Genomic DNA, 18,399 nt, shown 5'->3' on the forward strand with positions numbered 1-18,399 from the left:
GGGCGCATTGGCCCGTGCGTATCCGCAATGAGGCCCTGGCCTGGTCGGTGAGCCGGGCTGCGGTCTGGGAGATTGAGCGCTACAATATTCTCCAGGCATCGTTGCGTGCCATGGCGCGGGCTATCGCCGGCCTGCCCCGGCGACCTCAGCGGATTCTCGTCGACGGCAACCAGCCGCCCCCCGGCTGGCAGGTGGAGACACTTGTGGGTGGCGATGGCCGGGTGGATGCTATCGCCGCCGCGGGTATTCTGGCCAAAGTGGCACGGGATGAGGAGATGCAGTTGCTCGACAGGTATTACCCCCAATATGGACTGGCGCGGCATATGGGTTACGGCACGGCGGTGCATCTTCAGGCATTGCAGCTTCGGGGTCCCTGCGCACTGCATCGGCGCGGCTTCGGACCCGTCGACCGGGCCTGGGAGGCACAGCGATGAGTGCGCCGCAGTTTGTCCATTTACACGTGCACTCCGAGTATTCTCTGGAGGATGGCATTATTCCGGTGAAGGCGCTGGCCAGGCGCTGTGCGGAGCGAGGTATGCCGGCGGTGGCGATCACCGATCATGGCAATCTTTTTGCCCTGGTCAAATTCTATAACGCTGCCCGGGGGCAGGGCGTCAAACCGGTGATTGGCAGCGAGATCTGGGTGCATGATGCGGCAGAGCCGGAACAGCCGACCGGCCTTATCCTGCTGTGCATGAATAAAACCGGTTACGGCAACCTCAGCCGCCTGCTCAGCCGCGCTTATCTGGAGGGTGGTCGCCACGGACGTCCGCAGATCGATGCGGCGTGGCTGGAGGGCGCGAGCGACGGTCTCATCGCCTTGTCTGCGGCAGGACAGGGGGAGATCGGGCGTGCCCTGCAGCGCAATCCGCAACAGGCGGAAGGTCGGGCACAGCACTACGCACAGCTTTTCCCGAAACGTTTTTATCTGGAAGTGCAGCGCAATGGCGAGGCCGGGCAGGAAGCCCTGGTTCAGGCCACTGTGGCGCTGGCGGAAAAACTGGAATTACCGCTGGTGGCCACCAACAACGCCCATTTTCTCGATGCAGCGGACTTTGCGGCCTTCGATGCGCGGCAGTGTATTTCTGCGGGCTTTACCCTGGACGACCCGCGCCGTCCACGGCGTTTTACGCCGGAGCACCGCCTGCCGGACCCCGAAGAAATGTGGGAGCGTTTTGCGGACCTGCCGGAAGCTTGCGACAATACCGTCGAAATTGCGCGGCGTTGTAATATGGAGCTGGTGCTCGGACATTATGCGCTCCCGGACTACCCCATTCCCGCCGGTCAGTCCGTGGATGAATATTTGCACGACGCGGCGCAAAAAGGTCTGCAGGAACGCTTGCAGGAGCTGCGTATCAGTGGCGACGCCACGTTGCCTTATCACGAGCGTCTGTTGCGTGAGGTCGGCGTCATTCAGCAGATGGGCTTCCCCGGTTATTTTCTCATCGTCGCGGATTTCATCCAGTGGGCAAAAAATAATGGTGTCCCGGTAGGACCGGGGCGTGGATCTGGTGCCGGATCGCTGGTGGCCTATGCACTGCGGATCACCGATCTCGATCCCATTGGCAATGGCCTGTTGTTCGAGCGCTTTCTCAATCCCGAGCGCGTTTCCATGCCCGACTTCGACGTGGATTTCTGCATGGATCAGCGCGACCGCGTCATTCAGTATGTGGCCGACAAATACGGTCGCGACAGGGTCGGCCAGATCATCACTTTTGGGACGATGAAGGCGCGGGCAGTGGTACGTGATGTCGGCCGGGTGCTGGGTCTGCCTTATGGCTTTGTCGACCAGTTGGCTAAGTTGGTGCCGGGCGATCTGGGTATGACCCTGGCGAAGGCCCTGGAGGAATCCGAGGAACTGCGCCGCCGCCAGACTGAGGAAGATGATGTCCGCGACCTGCTGGACATCGCCCTGCGCCTGGAGGGTTTGCCACGCCACGCCTCGACCCATGCCGGTGGCGTGGTGATTTCCCCGGAACCGCTGGCCGACCGCCTGCCGCTCTTTAACGACGGCTCCGAAGGGGGGGGTAACGTCACCCAGCTCGATAAGGATGATGTGGAAAAGATGGGGCTGGTAAAGTTCGACTTTCTCGGGTTGCGCACCCTGACCATCATTGATATGGCGGTCAAACTCATCAATGCCGATGCGGTGGCGGCGGGCCGCGCACCGTTGAATATTCAGCAATTACCTTTAGACGATACGGCGACCTTTGCCTTGCTCAAATCCACCGAGACGGCGGCGGTCTTCCAACTGGAATCATCGGGTATGCGCGATCTGGTGCGGCGTCTGCAACCGGATACCTTTGAAGATATCGTCGCCCTCGTCGCCCTGTTCCGGCCTGGGCCGCTGCAGTCAGGTATGGTCGATGACTTTATCGCCCGTAAACATGGCAAGGCGCCAGTGACTTTTCTGCATCCGGATCTGGCGCCGATTCTCGATGAAACCTACGGCGTGATCGTCTATCAGGAACAGGTCATGCAGTCTGCCCAGGTGCTGGCGGGCTATTCCCTCGGCGGCGCCGATTTGCTGCGGCGGGCCATGGGCAAGAAAAAGCCGGAGGAAATGGCCAAACAGCGCAGCATTTTCCTGGAAGGCGCCCACAAAAATGGTCTGGCCGCGGATCAGGCCGGGGCCATCTTCGACCTCATGGAAAAGTTTGCCGAATATGGATTTAACAAATCGCACTCGGCAGCCTATGCCCTGGTTTCCTACCAGACCGCTTATCTGAAGGCCCACTATCCTCAGTTTTTTATGGCAGCCGTGCTGAGCGCCGATATGGACCACACCGACAAAGTTGTGGCCATGATTGCCGAGTGCGCGCGTATGGGCCTGCAGATTGCTCCGCCGAGCGTTCAGCGCAGTGTGCTGGAGTTCCGACCGGAGGGGGATAGTGATATCCGCTTTGGTCTGGGTGCCATCAAGGGCTTGGGACGGGCGGCTATTCAGGCGATTCTCGACGCCCGTAGAGAAGGGTCCTTCCTGAGTCTTTTTGACCTGCTCTGCCGGGTGGATAGCCAGAAAATCAATCGCCGTGCCCTGGAGGCGTTGATTCGCGCCGGAGCCATGGATGACTGGAGTGTGTCGCGGGCCAGCCTGATCGCTTCCGTGGATAGTTGTATTGAAGCAGCGGCGCAGTTTCAGAGCAGTCAGGCGAGCCTGCAAGAATCGTTGTTTAGTGGACAGGAAGCGTTACCGGTAGCTCCGCCGCTGCTGGCGGCCGAAGTGTGGAGCATCACCGAAACCCTGCGTCAGGAGCGGGAAACCCTGGGTTTCTATCTCAGTGGTCACCCCATGGACAGTCTGCGGGATGATCTGGCTGCGCTGGGAGCGGTGCCTCTTGGAGACATGCGTAATGGGACCACGGTATTGGTGGCCGGGTTGGTGGTAGCGCGGCGCAGCACCCGGACCAAGCGTGGCGATCGTATTTATTTCCTGACCCTCGACGACGGTCACGGGCGGCTGGAGGTTGTCGTCTTTGCCGAAGTCTGGGCGCAGGCTGGCAAGGTCGGGGAGGGTGAGGAACCGGTGCTGGTTCTGGGTGAAGTGGGCGAGGACAGCTATTCTGGTGGTCTGCGGCTCAATGCCCTACGTGTGCTGGGCACGGCCCAGGCGCGTGAGGAACTGGCTGCCCAACTGACCCTGGAACTGGAAGTCGCTGCAGATGTGGCTCCGCAAGATCTGCTTGTCGTGCTCCGTAAATACCCTGGCCAAACGGCCTTGCGTCTGCGTTTGCGCGTCGGTGACGATATTGTCGCGCAACTGCGGGTGGCGGAGAGCCTCAACTTTGTGGCGAGTCCGGCCGCTATCGCCGCGTTGACGGCATTGGCGCCCACGGCGCGCCGGCACTGGGACTATCGGCCGGCGACCCTTCTCGTCAATAATGTCATCCCCCTGGAGCGTGCCCGGCATGCGGCGCGACGCCCGGCTTGAGCGCCGTCCTATTCGGAGTGGTAAGGAGTGAACATGAAAATCAGTTATCTGGACTTTGAACAATCGGTGGCGGAGCTGGATGCCAAGGTGGAGGAACTCCACGCCCTGAATCAGCCGGGTATTGCCGATGACATCAGTCGTCTGGAAGTCAAGGCGCGCAAGGAGTTGCAGCGTATTTACAGCAAGCTGGGTGCTTGGCAGACGGTACAGGTGGCCCGTCATCCACAGCGGCCTTACACCCTGGATTACGTGCAGGCCCTTTTCACGGAAGTACAGGTGCTGGCAGGCGATCGCGCCTTCGCCGATGATCAGGCTATTATTGGCGGCCTGGCCCGCTTCAATGGACAGCCTGTCGTCTGGATGGGACATCAGAAGGGCCGCGACACCAAGGAAAAAATCCAGCGCAACTTTGGGATGCCGCGTCCGGAAGGTTATCGTAAGGCTTTGCGTCTGCTCCGTCTTGCCGAACGTTTTGCCTTGCCGGTATTTACTTTCATTGATACGCCCGGAGCCTATCCGGGTATCGGTGCCGAGGAGCGTGGCCAGAGTGAGGCCATCGCCCGCAATCTCGCGGTGATGTCCGACCTGGCGGTACCCATTATCTGCACGGTCATTGGCGAAGGCGGCTCAGGCGGGGCGCTGGCGATTGGTGTGGGTGACCGGATGCTGATGCTGGAGTACGGGGTATACTCCGTCATTTCGCCGGAAGGCTGCGCCTCGATCCTCTGGAAGAACGCCGCTATGGCAGCGGAAGCAGCGGAAACCCTGGGTATCACCGCACGTCGTTTGCAAGGCATGGGTTTGGTCGACGAAGTGCTGCCGGAGCCCCTCGGTGGCGCGCATCGCGATCCCGAAGCGGTTTTCGCGCTAACACGCGAGCGCTTCGCCCATCACCTGCGGGAACTGCAGGCGATGGATACCAGCAAGTTGCTGACCACCCGTTACGAACGCCTGATGCACTATGGGGTCGTCGGCGCCGCCTGAGCTGGAGCGACGTCTCCAGACGCGTCTGCAGGGGGATTTGCGCCCTCCGGGAGGACGTATACTCTATGTGGCCTACAGTGGTGGTGGTGATTCTACGGCACTGCTCGTGGCACTGCTTTCTTTAGGGTACGGCGTCCATGCCTTGCATGTGGATCACGGCTGGCATCCGGACAGCGCTCAATGGGCACGGTTCTGCCAGCAGCAGGCTGTGGCGCTGGGGGCTTTTTTCACCCTGCTGCGCCTGCCCGCAGATACACCGGGCGAAGGGCCGGAGGATCAGGCACGGCGTGCCCGCTATGCCCTGATGGCGGCGCAGTTGGCGCAGGGCGACTGGCTGTTTACGGCGCAGCACTTGGAAGACCAGGCGGAGACTCTGCTTTTGCAACTGTTGCGCGGTGCTGGCGTAGCGGGGCTGGCGGCCATGCCTGCGCAGCGCCCTCTGGGAGCTGGGCTGCTGGTCCGACCCTTGCTGGATGTACCGCAACGGGTGTTGCGGGATTATCTGGAACAGCGGCGCCTACCCTTTCTGAATGACCCGGCCAACGCCGATGTGCGCTATGACCGGGTACGGGTGCGCAATGTTCTGCTCCCCCAGCTGCGCGATCTGGGCTGGCCTCATGCGGCGGCCAATATCGCCCGCGCGGCGGATAATCTTGCCGATATGCGGGAAATCGCGGAGGACTGGTTTGCTTTGCGTTGGCAGCGGTATCGGGCAGATTACCCGGAACTCTCTGCGGAGCGGCTCTCCCTGGCGTATTTGCAGTCCCTCTCTGCTGCCGCGCAGCGGGTTTTCCTGCGCGGATGGCTTCGGAAACGGCAGATTTCGGTGCCGAGCCGGGAGCGTCTGGAGGCTCTGCAAGGCACCATAGCGCAGGGACGCGGAGGTGCGAGGATTCAGTGGGAAGGAGGAGAAGCCTGGCTGCGGGGCGGACTGCTGCGCGCCTGGCCGCAACCGCGCGCTACGGCGGAAAAAGAATGGGAAGAAGGCCCTTGGTGTGCCGCTTTGGAAAAACCGTTGCCGATCCCTGGCTGGCAGTTTGCTCTGCGGGATACATCACCGGACAGTTTTCATCACGCGCTGGCTGAACGTTTTGCGGAGACGAGCTTGTACTGGCGCCGTCGCCGCCAGGGGGAGCGCGTCCTAACCGGACAGGGCCAACATCGTCCACTGAAGAAATTGCTGCTGGAGGCGGAGGTCCCACCGGATCGGCGTGCGGATGTGCCCTTACTCTGGGACGAGGCGGGGCATCTGATACTCATTCTAGGTTACTACACTAGCCCCTGGGCGAGCGCCCCCCATGGGAGCACGGCGCTCTGCCTCTGGAATGCCGGTGCTCAGCCTACCGCCGGCAAGGGGGTCGGCTCGACATAGTGCAGCGGCTGCCCGTGCGCGTTGGGGAGAATCTCGCCTTTGTCGAAAACCACCTGGCCGCCAACAATGGTAGTAATAGGCCAACCGGTCAGAACCCAGCCATTGAAGGGACTCCAGACCACCTTGGTGAACATCTCCTCATTGCGGACGGGCTTTTCATGGGTCACATCGACCAGGGTCAGATCCGCATCCCAGCCGATGGCAATGCGCCCTTTGTTCACCACCCCATAGAGACGCGCCGGGTTGTAGCACATCCAGCGCTGCAGCTCGGCCAGACTGCAATGGCCGTCGCGCATGGCGGTGAGCATCAGAGGCAGGCTGGTTTCCACGCCGGGCATGCCGGAGGGCGCGCGGGGATACCCCAAGGATTTGTCTGCCAGCAGGTGCGGGGCGTGATCCGTAGCAATGCAATCGATTACTCCGCTGCGCAAACCCTCCCAGAGGGTCTGGCGATCGTGCTCGCTGCGGATAGGGGGGTTCATCTGCGCCAGGGTACCCATTCTGGCATAGGCATCGGTCGTCAGAAAGAGATGGTTGGGAATCGCCTCACAACTGATATAAGGCGTCTTTTCCTGCCGTAAGAACTCAGTCTCAATGGCTGTGGAGAGATGCAGGACGTGCAGACGGCGCTGATATTTTTTCGCCAGCCGAACGGCTCGCTTGGTAGCAATAAGTGCCGATTCTTCATCGCGGATACGGGAATGATCGGCAGGATCACCACTGTCGGTAAACCGGGCGCGCCGCTCACGAATGCGTGCCTCGTCTTCCGCATGGACCGCTATCAGTTTGCGGCCATGGGCGAAAATACGATCCAGGTCTTCTTCCTTGTCCACCAGCAAATTACCGGTACTGGCACCCATAAAGATCTTGATGCCGCAGGCGGCATCGGCTGCCAGCAGATTGTCGAGATTGTCCGGGGTGGCCCCGATAAAAAATCCGTAGTTAACCACGGATTTTTCGGCACCGCGCGCCAGTTTGTCTGCTAGAGCAGTGGGGCTGGTAGTGGACGGATTGGTGTTGGGCATTTCCAGAAAACTGGTGACGCCGCCTTTGGCCGCTGCCCGCGAGCCACTGGCAATATCTTCCTTCTGCTCATTGCCGGGTTCGCGGAAATGCACCTGCGGGTCCATAACGCCGGGCATCAGCATATGACCTTCGGCGTCAATCACCGTATCGGCGGCGCGGTCTATATCTCGATCGATGGCGACAATGCGACCATCTTCGGCAAAAAGATCCCCGTGATACAGTTCACCGGAGGGTAGCGCGATGCGCGCGTTACGGATCAGCAGACGCATGGCATCAGTCCTGCGCCATCTGTTTTTCGCGTTTTTCTTCCAGCGTTTTGCAATCAATGCAGAGAGTGGCGGTAGGGCGGGCTTCGAGGCGGCGCAGGCCGATCTCCACGCCACAACTTTCGCAGTAGCCATATTCGCCGATCTTGATGCGGTCAAGGGCCTGGGTGATCTTACGGATCAGCTTGCGTTCCCGATCGCGGGCGCGCAGTTCCAGACTCATGTCCGTTTCCAGACTAGCCCGATCATTGGGGTCGGAATAGTTGACGTTTTCCATCTGCATGTGTTGTACGGTACGGTCGACTTCCGCCATCAGTTCACCGCGCCAATCTTCCAGAATTTTCTGGAAATGGGCGATCTGCGCGGGGCTCATATACTCTTCGCCGGGCGCGGGTTCGTAAGGGGTGAAGGCGGTGAACTGCTGGGCTGCGCCGGGCACTGTTTTCGCGGGCTGGAACGTGTTTTGGTCCATAGGGGCTTCCTGTCTTTGTGGTATATCCGCTTACGTTTAACAGAGAACAGCCGTTTTGGCAATCCAGGGTATGCTGGTTACAATGGCCTGCCCAGGCTGTTTTGGATGTCGAGGGTTTACCAGGTGATTATGACGCTTTTTGATAAATTCAGGAGATAATGATTCATGCCTTTGCGCGCGCTGATCTTTGATGTGGACGGGACCCTTGCCGATACCGAACGGGATGCCCACCGGGTTGCTTTCAATCAGGCTTTTGGCGAAGCCGGCCTTCCTTTTAGTTGGGATGTGCCGACCTATGGCCACTATCTGAAGGTTACCGGCGGCAAAGAACGCCTCAGGGCTTTCCTGAATGAACATCCGCAGTTGCCGCAACTGAGCGATGCTGACATTGCCTCTATCCACCGTCAAAAGACCGGGTATTACGTGGAGATGATGAATGCCGGGCTATTGCCGCTACGCCCCGGGGTGGAGCGTTTACTGAACGCGGCACGGGATCATGGCCTGCTTCTGGCCATCGCCACGACCACCACGCCAGCCAATGTCGAGTCCCTGTTGAAGAGCACCCTGGGTGCGGAGGCGCTGCAGCGCTTTCATACTATCGGCGCTGGGGATGTCGTTCCCCACAAAAAGCCGGCACCGGACATTTATACCCATGTGCTGGGTCAATTGGGTTTGTCTGCTGCAGACTGTCTCGCGATTGAAGATTCGGCGAACGGGCTGCAATCAGCCCGCGGAGCGGGGCTCGCCACTATTATTACCCAGACGGAATATACCGAAGGACAGGACTTTAGCGCAGCGCTGCGGGTTCTCGATCAGCTGGGAGAAACGGTATCCCCTGCGCAGGTATTGCAGGGCCAGACTGCTGGGGAACAGGTGGTCGTGGATATTCCCACCCTGCAGGGGTGGTGGGCAGATAGGCGCGAAGTTTGAGTGTGTGGGAACGTTGTCAGCGATCGTCATGCGGTCAGCATATGTTCCATAAACGCTTTACCGTTCAATAACAGGCCCCCGACGGGACTTTTGGGTATTATCAGGGAAGCTCACACCGGATATGTACCGAGTACCCGTCAGTTTTTGGGGAGCGGTTTCTTCCCGCAGTGAGCGCAGACCCCGTTGACCACCAGTTCCATTTCAATCATGGAGTAATCGGCGGGCAAGCGGGGCACCGGTACACTGCTTTCGGGCAGGCAAAACACCTGGCCGCAAGAGACACAATGGAAATGCGGGTGTTGGGTGGCCGTTTCTTCACGGCGGGCGCTAAAGCGCCAGACCCGGTCATCTGCCGTGATCCGGTGGGCCAGTCCGATCTGTACCAGCCATTCCAGGTTACGGTAGAGGCTGACGCGGTCAATCGCCCCCCTTTCCGACGCCTCCAGACGTTGTCGCAGCTCGGGGTGACTCAGTGGTTGCTCAGCTTCCAGCAGTGTCTTGAAGACCGCTACCCGTAAACGGGTGATGCGCTGTCCGATAGCGCGGAGACGCTGCGTTGCCTCGGCGTCGGAAACTTCCGCCGCGAGGGGGTGGGGGAGTGATAAGTGCGTCATGAAGTCATGCTAGAGCAGAAGGCGGGGAGGGTGCAACAATGGCCTTGTGTTGCTTCCCTGGACAGCGCCCCATCTACCGCGCTAGATTTTCAGTCAGGCCCATTCAGGAGTTCCGCATGTCCTCAGAAACCATCACCATCGGTCAACCTGCACCCCGGTTTCATGCCGCAGCCTATGGTAAGGCATCGTCCATCAGCCTCGATGACCTGCACGGGAAGGTCGTGGTGCTCTATTTTTACCCTAAAGATAACACGCCGGGTTGTACGACAGAGGGGCAGGAGTTCACGGCACTTTATCAGGAATTTCAGGCCGCTGGCGCGGAAATTCTCGGTGTTTCCCGGGATACCGTCGCCAGCCATGAAAAGTTTTCCTGCAAGTTTAACTTTCCTTTCCCGCTTCTGGCCGACACCGATGAAGCACTCTGCAAGGCCTTTGATGTGCTCAAAGAAAAGAACAATTACGGCAAGGTGGGTATTGGTGTTGAACGCAGCACTTTCGTGATCGACCGGGAAGGCAAAATCGCCTACATCGAGCGTAAAGTGAAGGCCGCCGGACATGCAGCCGCCATGCTGCAAATCGTCAAGCAGTTACCATGAGTCGCCAGGAGGTGGCAGGTTCAAATGAGGTGAGGGCGCGTCTCTACATTCTGGACACCAACGTGCTGATGCACGATCCCTCAGCGCTATTCCGCTTTCAGGAACACGACATCCTGCTGCCGATGATCGTGCTGGAGGAGCTGGATCAGCACAAAAAGGGCCTGAGTGAGCAGGCACGCAATGTGCGTCAGGTGAGCCGTTATCTGGACGAGATGCTGACGGATACGGCTGATCTGGATCAGGGTTTGGTGCTGCCTTATGCTCAGGGACGGCTTTATTTTCAGACTGCTGCACATCAGCAGGTGCTGCCGGAAGACCTGGCCGGCGGCAAGGCGGACAATGAAATCCTCGCCGTGACTCTGGCCTTACAGAATCGCCATCCCGAAAAGGATGTGATTCTGGTCAGCAAAGACATCAATTTACGCATCAAGGGGCGCACCCTTGGCATCCGGGTGGAGGATTACCAGAACGATCGTGCTCTGGACGATGTAGACCTGCTCTACACCGGTGCAGAGACGCTGAGTGCCGATTTCTGGGAGCTGCATAGTCGTGATCTGGACGCCTGGCAGGAGAGCGGACGGAGTTATTACAAAATCAGCGGCCCCGCCATTCAGCGCTGGCACCCAAATCAATTTATCGCGCTCAACACACTGGAAGGATCGGCTGAGGATTTTGCCGCGATCGTCCGTGAAGTGCATCCGGAACACGCTATTATCGAGCGCATAACCGATTATCGGAGTGACCGGCACGCGGTGTGGGGCATTTTGGCGCGTAATCCGGAGCAGAATTTTGCCTTGAATCTACTCATGGATCCGGACATCGATTTTGTCACCCTACTGGGTCATGCAGGTACAGGTAAGACGCTGCTGACGCTGGCGGCGGCGCTGCATCAGATTTTCGAGCAGAAGCGCTACTCGGAAGTGATCATCACCCGCGCGACGGTACCGGTGGGCGATGAGATAGGCTTCCTGCCCGGCACGGAGGAAGAAAAAATGCTGCCGTGGATGGGGGCGCTGGAGGATAACCTGGAAATTCTGGCGCGCGGCAGTGATGAGAGCGGCAGTTGGGGGCGCAGTGCGACACAGGATCTGATCAGTAAGCGGATTCGCGTCAAGTCCATGAGTTTTATGCGCGGACGTACTTTTCTGGAGAAATTCGTCATCATCGACGAGGCGCAAAATCTGACTTCCAAGGAAATGAAAACCCTGATCACCCGTGCCGGTCCGGGGACCAAAATTGTCTGTCTGGGTAATATTGCCCAGATCGACACGCCCTATCTGACGGAAACCACCTCAGGTCTGACTTATGTGGTGGATCGCTTCAAGGACTGGGCCTACAGCGGACACATCACCCTGCGTCGTGGGGAGCGTTCGCGTCTGGCGGATTTTGCCAATGATGCCTTGTGATCCCCTTGTCTCCTGACCCGCTGAGCCCGTAGACTGCGCGCAGGGCATCGGGGGAGTGAGCGCATGACATGGTCGGTCGCGGATAGTCGCCATCTGTATAACCTGCCGCATTGGGGCGATGGGTATTTCGATGTGGGCGCGGACGGGCAGATTATCGTCCGTCCCGACGCCAACCCTCAGGGTGCCGCCATTGGGCTGGCCGATGTCGCGGCAGTACTGGGTGAACATTCCCTCGGTTTACCCTGCCTCCTGCGTTTTCCGCAGATTCTCGGGGATCGTGTTGCACGCTTGCACGGCGCGTTTGGCGATGCCATCCGCGCCCTCGACTATGGCGGCAGCTACACTCCCGTTTATCCGATCAAGGTCAACCAGCAGCGGCGCGTCGTAGAAGAAATTTTGCGTGCCGGTGCGGGTAGCGTCGGTCTGGAGGCAGGTAGCAAACCGGAGCTGCTGGCGGTCATCGGACTGATGCCGGTGGGCGGCACCATCATCTGCAATGGTTACAAAGACAACGAGTATATTCGCCTGGCCCTGACGGGTGAGAAGTTGGGCATGCAGGTCTACCTGGTGGTGGAAAAACCATCGGAACTGGCTCTGATCCTGAATGAGGCCCGCAAGCTCGGCGTTAAACCCCGGATCGGGGTGCGCGCGCGGCTGGCATCCGCAGGTTCCGGCAAGTGGCAGAATACCGGTGGCGAAAAATCTAAATTCGGCCTGTCTACGGCAGACATTCTGGAACTCGTCCACCGCCTGCGGGCAGAAAATGCGCTGGAAAGTCTGCAATTACTGCACTTCCATCTCGGCTCCCAGATTCCCAATATTCAGTTCATCAAAGGCGGCATGCGCGAATGTGCCCGCCTGTATGCGGAACTGCGACGCCTGGGCGCGGCCCTGGAGGTGGTGGATGTGGGCGGCGGGCTCGGTGTGGACTATGAAGGGACGCACTCCCGCGCATACTGCTCCACGAACTATCATGTCTCCGACTATGCCCATGCCATCGTCGCCACGCTGGCCGATGTATCGCGCCAGGAAGGTCTGCCGGAGCCGCGTATCATCTCCGAATCGGGGCGGGCGCTGACGGCCCATCACGCCATTTTGCTGACTAATGTCACCGATGTGGAGATGGCGGCCGGAGAGCATCCGCCGTCAACACCTTCCGCCGACCTGATGGAGGGTGAATGGGGCCGTCTGCTCACCCGGCTGGATCAGGGTAACGCCGCCGCGGCGCTGGAAATCTATCAGGAGGCTCTTTATCTTCTGGCGGAGATTCACCAGCAATTCAACCTCGGTATCATTCACATTGAAGAGCGGGCCGAGGCCGAAGGCGTTTATGCCCAACTACTCTGGCGGGTGCGCGGCTTCCTTGACCCGCACAACCGCGCGCACCGTGACATCCTTGACGAGCTCGACGAAAAGCTGGTGGACAAATATTTCGTTAACTTTTCCCTGTTTCAGTCGCTGCCCGATGTCTGGGCCATTGATCAGATTTTCCCGATATTGCCCATACAGCGGCTGAATGAAGAGCCGACCCGGCGGGCCCGTCTCGAGGATATTACTTGCGACTCCGACGGCCGGATTGATGCGTACGTCACGGCCGAAGGCCTGACACCGGCGCTGCCGGTACATGCGCTACAGGCAGGTACGCCTTATCTCCTCGGTATTTTTCTGGTGGGTGCGTACCAGGAAATTCTCGGGGATATGCATAATCTGTTCGGCGACACGGACTCGGTTAATGTGTTCTGTGATGCCTCGGGCGCCATGCGTCTGGAGCAGCCGCTGGCGGGGGATACGGTGGAATCCGTCTTGCAATACGTACAATTTTCCGCTATCGACCTGCTGGCCCGTTATCAGAAGAAAGTGGAAGCCTGCAGCCATCTCGACAATGTGGAGCGTCACGAGTTTCTACAGCAGTTTGCGGATGGGCTGCATGGTTATACCTATTTAACCGTCCATAATCAGATTGAAGACCTGACGTAGCAGCGTCAACTCCGTCATCGGCAAGCGCCGCAGCTCACTGATGGGCTTGAAAACGCCATCGTGGGCTGCGATTGCCTCGTGTGGGGCTTCAAATGTCGTGAAGCGGGCGAGGTGGATCTGAATTGGACCGGAGTCGGTAGACAGCCAAGCCTCGAAACCGTCGTCCAGCGCTATCTGGCTGGGATTTATGTTCAATTTCTCCAATACTGCATGCAGTGCATCAGTGGGCGTATCGCCGGTCTCCGTGGGTGCTGCAACCATACTGGTGTTCTCCGGCAGTGGCGCTGGCAGCATCACACTGTCGTTGATGCGAACGAAGCGCAGGGCGGTACTGTAGCTGTCGAAGTGACAGAAGATCAGGCGATTGCGTTCGAGGAGATCGGATGTGGGCATTGGGTTATTCCTGTTTCGATTGGGGGGTGATCGGGTTAGCCGATGGTGATGGTCAGCGGTTCCAGCCCGGCAACAGCGGCCTCGATCACGTCGCCTTTCACCACCGGACCCACGCCGGCGGGGGTACCGGTGAAGATGAGGTCTCCGGGAAAGAGTTCGACCTGATTCGACAGGAGATGGACGATCTGCGGAATTTTCCAGAGCATGTCACCGACATCGGCGCTCTGGCGGATTTGACCATTCACCTTGAGTTCGATCTTACCGCGGGCGATGGTTCCCGAATAAAACTCGGGCGTGATGGCCGTGCAAGGCGCCGAATGGTCGAATGCTTTGGCCATCTCCCAGGGCTGGCCCTTTTCGCGGGCAACGCGTTGCAGGTCGCGGCGCGTCATGTCCAGACCCACGGCATAACCGAACACATAGTCATAATCGACCTTGTCCATGGGGATATTTTTGCCACCCTTGTGTAGCGCCACCACCAGTTCTACCTCGGGCTGCAGGTCGGTAGTGCCGGGCGGGTAGGGCAGCACTGAATTATTCTGCAGGATGGCGCTGGCCGGTTTCATGAAAAAGAAGGGTTCGGTATCGGGCGCGCTGCCCATTTCCCGGACGTGATCAGCGTAGTTCTGCCCGACGCAAAAAATGCGGCGCACCGGGAAAGGGTTGCTGGACATGGCGTCCAGAGTCACGACAGGGGCGGGCGGGAAGGCGTAGTTCATGGACGGGCTCCTGTGTCGGGTGAAATGGCGGGATAACAGGCATCTGCTCCCATTTCTTGATAACTGATCCTGAAGCGGGATTCAATGTGCTTTTCATCAAGGATTCGGTCGCGGCACTCGGGGTAACGTTGTACCAGACGGTTTCGGTGCGCCTGCCAAGCGTGGAGCAGGGCGCGGCGGGCCGCCTCCCGATCCTCGCCGGTGCCCTGGAAGGTGAAATGATGGGTGCGCATTTCCGCCAGAACAAAGCAGTTTGCGCTTTCCGTTGTCATCGATAGCCTTCCTCGCGCAGTACACGCTGCACGGCAGGCCTGGCCCGCAGGCGTTGGTAGTGGGCGTCGCAATGTTCAGGTAGCGGGATGCCCAGCCGGGCTGCCCAGAACTCCACGTAAAACAGCGCCGCATCGGCGATGGAGAAGCCGCCGGTGACATAATCCAATCCGGCAAGGGCGTCATTCATGATGGCGAATCCCTGATTGACGATTTCCCGTCCGCGCGCCTGCACGGCTGCGTGATCGGCGGCGTTGGGGGTGAAGGTGTCCGTAATGAAAATGCGGGCGAAGCCCTGGCCGTGCAGGGTGCCGACAGCATAGTCCATGACTTCCAGCACGCGCGCCTCGCCGTCGGGATACTCTGGCAGCAGTTTCGCCTTGGGGTGGGTGCGTGCCAGCCACCAGGCGATGGCCTGGAATTCAGTCAGCGCCGTGCCGTCCCGACGCACCAGGGTGGGGATGGTGGACTTCGGATTGATGGCGCGGTACTCGGGCTTGTGGTGCTCGCCGGCTGGCAGATTGACGATCCAGGCCTCGAAGGGGAGATCCAGTTCTTCCAGCAGAATATGGATGCCGGTGGAGCATGATCCGGGGGTCATGTAGAAGCGCATCGCCATCAGTTGTCCTCTTTAAACCGTTCCGGCTGGTTTTTGCGGTACACCCGCAGCCACATCAAGGTATCTGGTGCCAGCGCGCGCACCGCGAGCCAGAGCAGGGTGTCCTCTGCTTTATCACTGGTTGCGAGGCGCTGGTCGAGGGCGCGCCAGCCTTCCCAGTCTATTTCCACCAACAGGGCGTGGATCTCTGGCGACAGGAGCAGGGCGGACTTGCTCATGAGGCGAAGCTGGCGTCGAGTTTCTGCGCGGGTGAGGCGCGACGCGAGAAACTCTTCCTTCTCCAGCCCTTCAGTCAGCGTGAGTACGGCAGTCCCCGCCTCTTCAATCGCGTTAAAGGGCGAGATGCTCAGCATAGACGCGCTCCGGGTGGGTATTCCATCTTGTATGGCACATCGCCAGGCTCAATGCGCCGTCAGACCATCGGCATAGGCGCGGATGACGGAGGCTCCTACCAGATCGTGAGGGTCCAGTTCGCCGATCTTTTCCAGAACCTCCCGGCATTCGTCCAGTTGCTTGCGGCGTAACAGGATGAAACTCAGGCCCTTCAGGGTGAAGAGATAAAAATGGGCAGGACTGTGAATCACGGACCAGTCTGCGGTGCCTGGAGCGAGGTGCTGCCAGTTGGGGGGGAAACCGCCCAGTCGTGCCCCGCTGGCCAGGGCGGTGCGTGCTATCTCTTCGGCCTCCGCCAACCGGGACTGGCGAAACAGCAGCTTGTACATGGCAAAATAGGCGGGCAGGTAATCCGGATCGGTCAGTAGATGCTGCCTCAGCAGTTTTTCCACCTCGGTCGGGTATGTGCTACTGGCCAGTGCAGTCTCCAGCAGCGCAGCCACCTGCCCGGTCGGGTCGGCAAAGGGCAGGGTGATCTCGCCGAGGGCACCGTCAGGGCTCATTGGACCAAGCCTCCGGCGTCGGGTAGAGGCGGGTGACGGGTGTGCCGCCGATCAGATGTTCGTCGATAATGACGTCGATATCATCCTGACGTACTCCCGCGTAAAGGATGCCTTCGGGATAAACCAGCACATTGGGACCCTCGCCGCAGGGTCCCAGACAACCGCACTGAGTCAGGGCGAAACGCCCCCAGAGTTTGCGTGCTTCAAAGGTGTCCTGAAAAGTACGGAGCAGATCCGCGGAGCCTTGAGTGCCGCAGGAGCCCTTGGGATGACTCGGCGGCCTGGACTGGACGCAGACGAAGACGTGGCGTTCTGGTTTGCTCATGAAATGCCCCCACTTAACCGAACTTGAAAAGGATGCCGTGACCGCCCCGTGGATAGGACCAATCCACGTTGCGATATTCGGAACAAATGATCCGACAGGTGCCGCACTCCAGGCAGCCGTCCGTGGTCAGGACCACACCACCGCCCTCGTCTTTGGCGTAACAGGCCGCAGGACAGGCGAAGGTGCAGGACTGGGTTTTACAATCATCCGCGCAGACCTGAGGATCGCTGATCTGGATATGCGGCCGGCCTTCATCGACCCGGTAGCGGTTTTGAAACAGTTTCTCTTCGATCTTGATCATCGCGTTGCCCTCCACATGCGGTAAGCGTCTCCCACCAAACCCCACAACGAGCGTTGCTGTACAAAGCTGCCCCGAATGGTCTTTTCCTTGCTGTGCTTATCCTGACCATCGACCATCAGCATGGTATGCGCGGCGCGGTTGAGGAGTTGCGGATACACCGAAAAGAAATGCGGATTGCCGTGCAGGATATCAGGCAACTCCTTGTATTTCCGCAAATCTTTCATGACGAAACTGTCGTCCAGCGCGGTTTTGTAACGGGCAAGATGGGGGGCCGTACAGGGGAGCTTCATGTCTTTCAGCGCGATAACCGTTTCTGCGGCCAGCCGGCCACTGGTCATCGCCAGGTTGGAGCCTTCGCGGTGGACCGCATTTACCAGTCCGGCGCTGTCCCCCGCAATCATCCAGCCCTCGCCGTAGAGGGTCGGAACGGCCTTGTAGCCCCCTTCGGGAATCAGGTGGGCGGCATACTCCTTCATTTCGCCCCCCTCAATCAACGGGGCAATGGCCGGATGCGCCTTGAGTTCTTCGAGGAGGGTATAGGGCGCGATGCCCGCTTTTTTGAAGTCGGACAAGAGGCAACCGATGCCCAGCGTGATGGATTCCTTGTTGGTATAGAGGAAGGCGGTGCCGACCATGCCGTGGGTGACGGCGCCGGCGATCTCAATGACCACCCCTTCGTTGCCCTTGATGTTGAAACGGCTCTGGACGACCTCCTCGGGCAGAAAGTGAATTTCCTTGACCGCGAGCGCGACATTTTTAGCTTCGAGTTCGCCATGGAAGCCGGCTTTTTTGGCCAACAGCGAATTGACGCCATCCGCCAGGATCACCACATCGGCATAAATGTCGCCTCCCTCACGATCGGTACGGACGCCGATGACCTTTTTGCCTTCCTGGATGAGCTCGGTGACCGTCGTCTCGCAGATGACCAGGCCGCCTGCGGCCTTGACCTTCCCGGAGAACCACTTGTCGAAAGGCGCCCGGAGGATGGTATAACGATTGGGCTGGTCGCTGTTAAAGGCATCCGAGCGATAGTTGGTACCGATGAAGGATTTTTCATCCAGCACCCACATGCGCTGTTCGATGACGTGGCGCTCCAACGGGGCGTCGTCGCGGAAATCGGGAATGATGCGCTCCAGCGCGTCGGCGTAGAGAATGGCCCCCTGGACGTTTTTGGTGCCGGGGGTTTCACCGCGCTCCAGTTGCAATACGCTCAGACCCGCCTGGGCCATGGTATACGCGGCCGCATTACCGGCGGGGCCGGCACCTACCACAATAGCATCAAATTTTTCGGCCATGTCATGA

20 protein-coding genes are annotated in these 18,399 nt (G+C 59.4%); 8 read left to right on the forward strand and 12 right to left on the reverse strand.

The window, feature by feature from the left end; genetic code table 11:
• The 4 genes from Q0C48_RS02790 to tilS form a co-directional block, all read left to right on the forward strand.
• A partial coding sequence (locus Q0C48_RS02790) for a ribonuclease HII (RefSeq protein WP_291521333.1) occupies positions 1 to 434 on the forward strand: 434 nt, incomplete at its 5' end.
• Entirely contained in the window at positions 431 to 3,931 is a 3,501-nt protein-coding gene (dnaE, locus tag Q0C48_RS02795) for a DNA polymerase III subunit alpha (protein ID WP_291521335.1), read from the forward strand. The genes Q0C48_RS02790 and dnaE, both read left to right, overlap by 4 nt.
• A 33-nt stretch (positions 3,932 to 3,964) precedes the next feature.
• The gene (locus Q0C48_RS02800) at positions 3,965 to 4,915 is read left to right on the forward strand and encodes an acetyl-CoA carboxylase carboxyltransferase subunit alpha (RefSeq protein ID WP_291521337.1); all 951 of its coding nucleotides are present in this window, start codon (positions 3,965 to 3,967) and stop codon (positions 4,913 to 4,915) included.
• A complete protein-coding gene (tilS, locus tag Q0C48_RS02805; protein ID WP_291521339.1) occupies positions 4,893 to 6,287 on the forward strand; it encodes a tRNA lysidine(34) synthetase TilS in 1,395 nt (464 codons plus the stop codon). Before Q0C48_RS02800 ends, tilS begins: the two co-directional genes overlap by 23 nt.
• On the opposite strand, the gene Q0C48_RS02810 is transcribed toward tilS, so the two are convergent.
• Positions 6,251 to 7,582, reverse strand: a complete 1,332-nt coding sequence (locus Q0C48_RS02810; protein WP_291521341.1) for a dihydroorotase — start codon at positions 7,580 to 7,582, stop codon at positions 6,251 to 6,253. The genes tilS and Q0C48_RS02810 overlap by 37 nt on opposite strands.
• A 4-nt stretch (positions 7,583 to 7,586) precedes the next feature.
• The gene (dksA, locus tag Q0C48_RS02815) at positions 7,587 to 8,051 is read right to left on the reverse strand and encodes an RNA polymerase-binding protein DksA (protein ID WP_291521343.1); all 465 of its coding nucleotides are present in this window, start codon (positions 8,049 to 8,051) and stop codon (positions 7,587 to 7,589) included.
• Positions 8,052 to 8,216: 165 nt separating this feature from the next.
• On the opposite strand from dksA, the gene Q0C48_RS02820 reads away from it, so the two are divergent.
• Complete coding sequence (locus tag Q0C48_RS02820) at positions 8,217 to 8,981, forward strand: HAD family hydrolase (protein WP_291521345.1); 765 nt, start codon at positions 8,217 to 8,219, stop codon at positions 8,979 to 8,981.
• Positions 8,982 to 9,118: 137 nt separating this feature from the next.
• Here Q0C48_RS02820 and Q0C48_RS02825 read toward each other — a convergent pair whose 3' ends face one another.
• Positions 9,119 to 9,595: a transcriptional repressor gene (locus tag Q0C48_RS02825; RefSeq protein ID WP_291521347.1), complete on the reverse strand. Its 477-nt coding sequence runs from the start codon at positions 9,593 to 9,595 to the stop codon at positions 9,119 to 9,121.
• Between the two features lie 116 nt (positions 9,596 to 9,711).
• Between Q0C48_RS02825 and Q0C48_RS02830 the strand changes: the two genes are divergently transcribed.
• The 3 genes from Q0C48_RS02830 to speA all read left to right on the forward strand — a co-directional run bounded on the left by Q0C48_RS02830 (position 9,712) and on the right by speA (position 13,574).
• On the forward strand, positions 9,712 to 10,191 hold the full coding sequence (locus Q0C48_RS02830; RefSeq protein ID WP_291521349.1) for a peroxiredoxin: 480 nt from the start codon (positions 9,712 to 9,714) through the stop codon (positions 10,189 to 10,191).
• Positions 10,188 to 11,597 (forward strand): PhoH family protein, encoded by a 1,410-nt coding sequence (locus Q0C48_RS02835; RefSeq protein WP_291521351.1) that lies wholly within the window; start codon positions 10,188 to 10,190, stop codon positions 11,595 to 11,597. The genes Q0C48_RS02830 and Q0C48_RS02835 overlap by 4 nt, the downstream gene beginning before the upstream one ends.
• A 63-nt stretch (positions 11,598 to 11,660) precedes the next feature.
• Positions 11,661 to 13,574, forward strand: a complete 1,914-nt coding sequence (gene speA, locus Q0C48_RS02840) for a biosynthetic arginine decarboxylase (protein WP_291521352.1) — start codon at positions 11,661 to 11,663, stop codon at positions 13,572 to 13,574.
• On the opposite strand, the gene Q0C48_RS02845 is transcribed toward speA, so the two are convergent.
• Genes Q0C48_RS02845 through Q0C48_RS02885 form a run of 9 tightly spaced genes read right to left on the reverse strand, consistent with a single transcriptional unit; the run spans position 13,539 to position 18,392 of the window.
• Positions 13,539 to 13,967, reverse strand: coding sequence for a hypothetical protein (locus Q0C48_RS02845; protein ID WP_291521353.1), 429 nt, complete (start codon positions 13,965 to 13,967; stop codon positions 13,539 to 13,541). The genes speA and Q0C48_RS02845 overlap by 36 nt on opposite strands.
• A 35-nt stretch (positions 13,968 to 14,002) precedes the next feature.
• A complete protein-coding gene (locus Q0C48_RS02850) occupies positions 14,003 to 14,686 on the reverse strand; it encodes a fumarylacetoacetate hydrolase family protein (RefSeq protein ID WP_291521354.1) in 684 nt (227 codons plus the stop codon).
• On the reverse strand, positions 14,683 to 14,958 hold the full coding sequence (locus Q0C48_RS02855) for a hypothetical protein (RefSeq protein WP_291521355.1): 276 nt from the start codon (positions 14,956 to 14,958) through the stop codon (positions 14,683 to 14,685). Before Q0C48_RS02855 ends, Q0C48_RS02850 begins: the two co-directional genes overlap by 4 nt.
• Positions 14,955 to 15,575: a glutathione S-transferase gene (locus tag Q0C48_RS02860; RefSeq protein ID WP_291521356.1), complete on the reverse strand. Its 621-nt coding sequence runs from the start codon at positions 15,573 to 15,575 to the stop codon at positions 14,955 to 14,957. Before Q0C48_RS02860 ends, Q0C48_RS02855 begins: the two co-directional genes overlap by 4 nt.
• Positions 15,575 to 15,928, reverse strand: coding sequence for a hypothetical protein (locus Q0C48_RS02865; RefSeq protein WP_291521357.1), 354 nt, complete (start codon positions 15,926 to 15,928; stop codon positions 15,575 to 15,577). The genes Q0C48_RS02860 and Q0C48_RS02865 overlap by 1 nt, the downstream gene beginning before the upstream one ends.
• Positions 15,929 to 15,976: 48 nt before the next feature.
• Complete coding sequence (locus tag Q0C48_RS02870) at positions 15,977 to 16,471, reverse strand: hypothetical protein (RefSeq protein ID WP_291521358.1); 495 nt, start codon at positions 16,469 to 16,471, stop codon at positions 15,977 to 15,979.
• A complete protein-coding gene (locus Q0C48_RS02875; RefSeq protein ID WP_291521359.1) occupies positions 16,461 to 16,796 on the reverse strand; it encodes a (2Fe-2S) ferredoxin domain-containing protein in 336 nt (111 codons plus the stop codon). The genes Q0C48_RS02870 and Q0C48_RS02875 overlap by 11 nt, the downstream gene beginning before the upstream one ends.
• 13 nt (positions 16,797 to 16,809) lie before the next feature.
• Positions 16,810 to 17,097 (reverse strand): ferredoxin family protein, encoded by a 288-nt coding sequence (locus Q0C48_RS02880; protein WP_291521360.1) that lies wholly within the window; start codon positions 17,095 to 17,097, stop codon positions 16,810 to 16,812.
• Positions 17,094 to 18,392, reverse strand: coding sequence for an FAD-dependent monooxygenase (locus Q0C48_RS02885; RefSeq protein WP_291521362.1), 1,299 nt, complete (start codon positions 18,390 to 18,392; stop codon positions 17,094 to 17,096). The genes Q0C48_RS02880 and Q0C48_RS02885 overlap by 4 nt, the downstream gene beginning before the upstream one ends.
• Between the last annotated feature and the right edge of the window lie 7 nt (positions 18,393 to 18,399).

Source organism: Acidithiobacillus sp. (assembly GCF_023255755.1).
In the GTDB taxonomy this organism is placed as follows: domain Bacteria; phylum Pseudomonadota; class Gammaproteobacteria; order Acidithiobacillales; family Acidithiobacillaceae; genus Acidithiobacillus.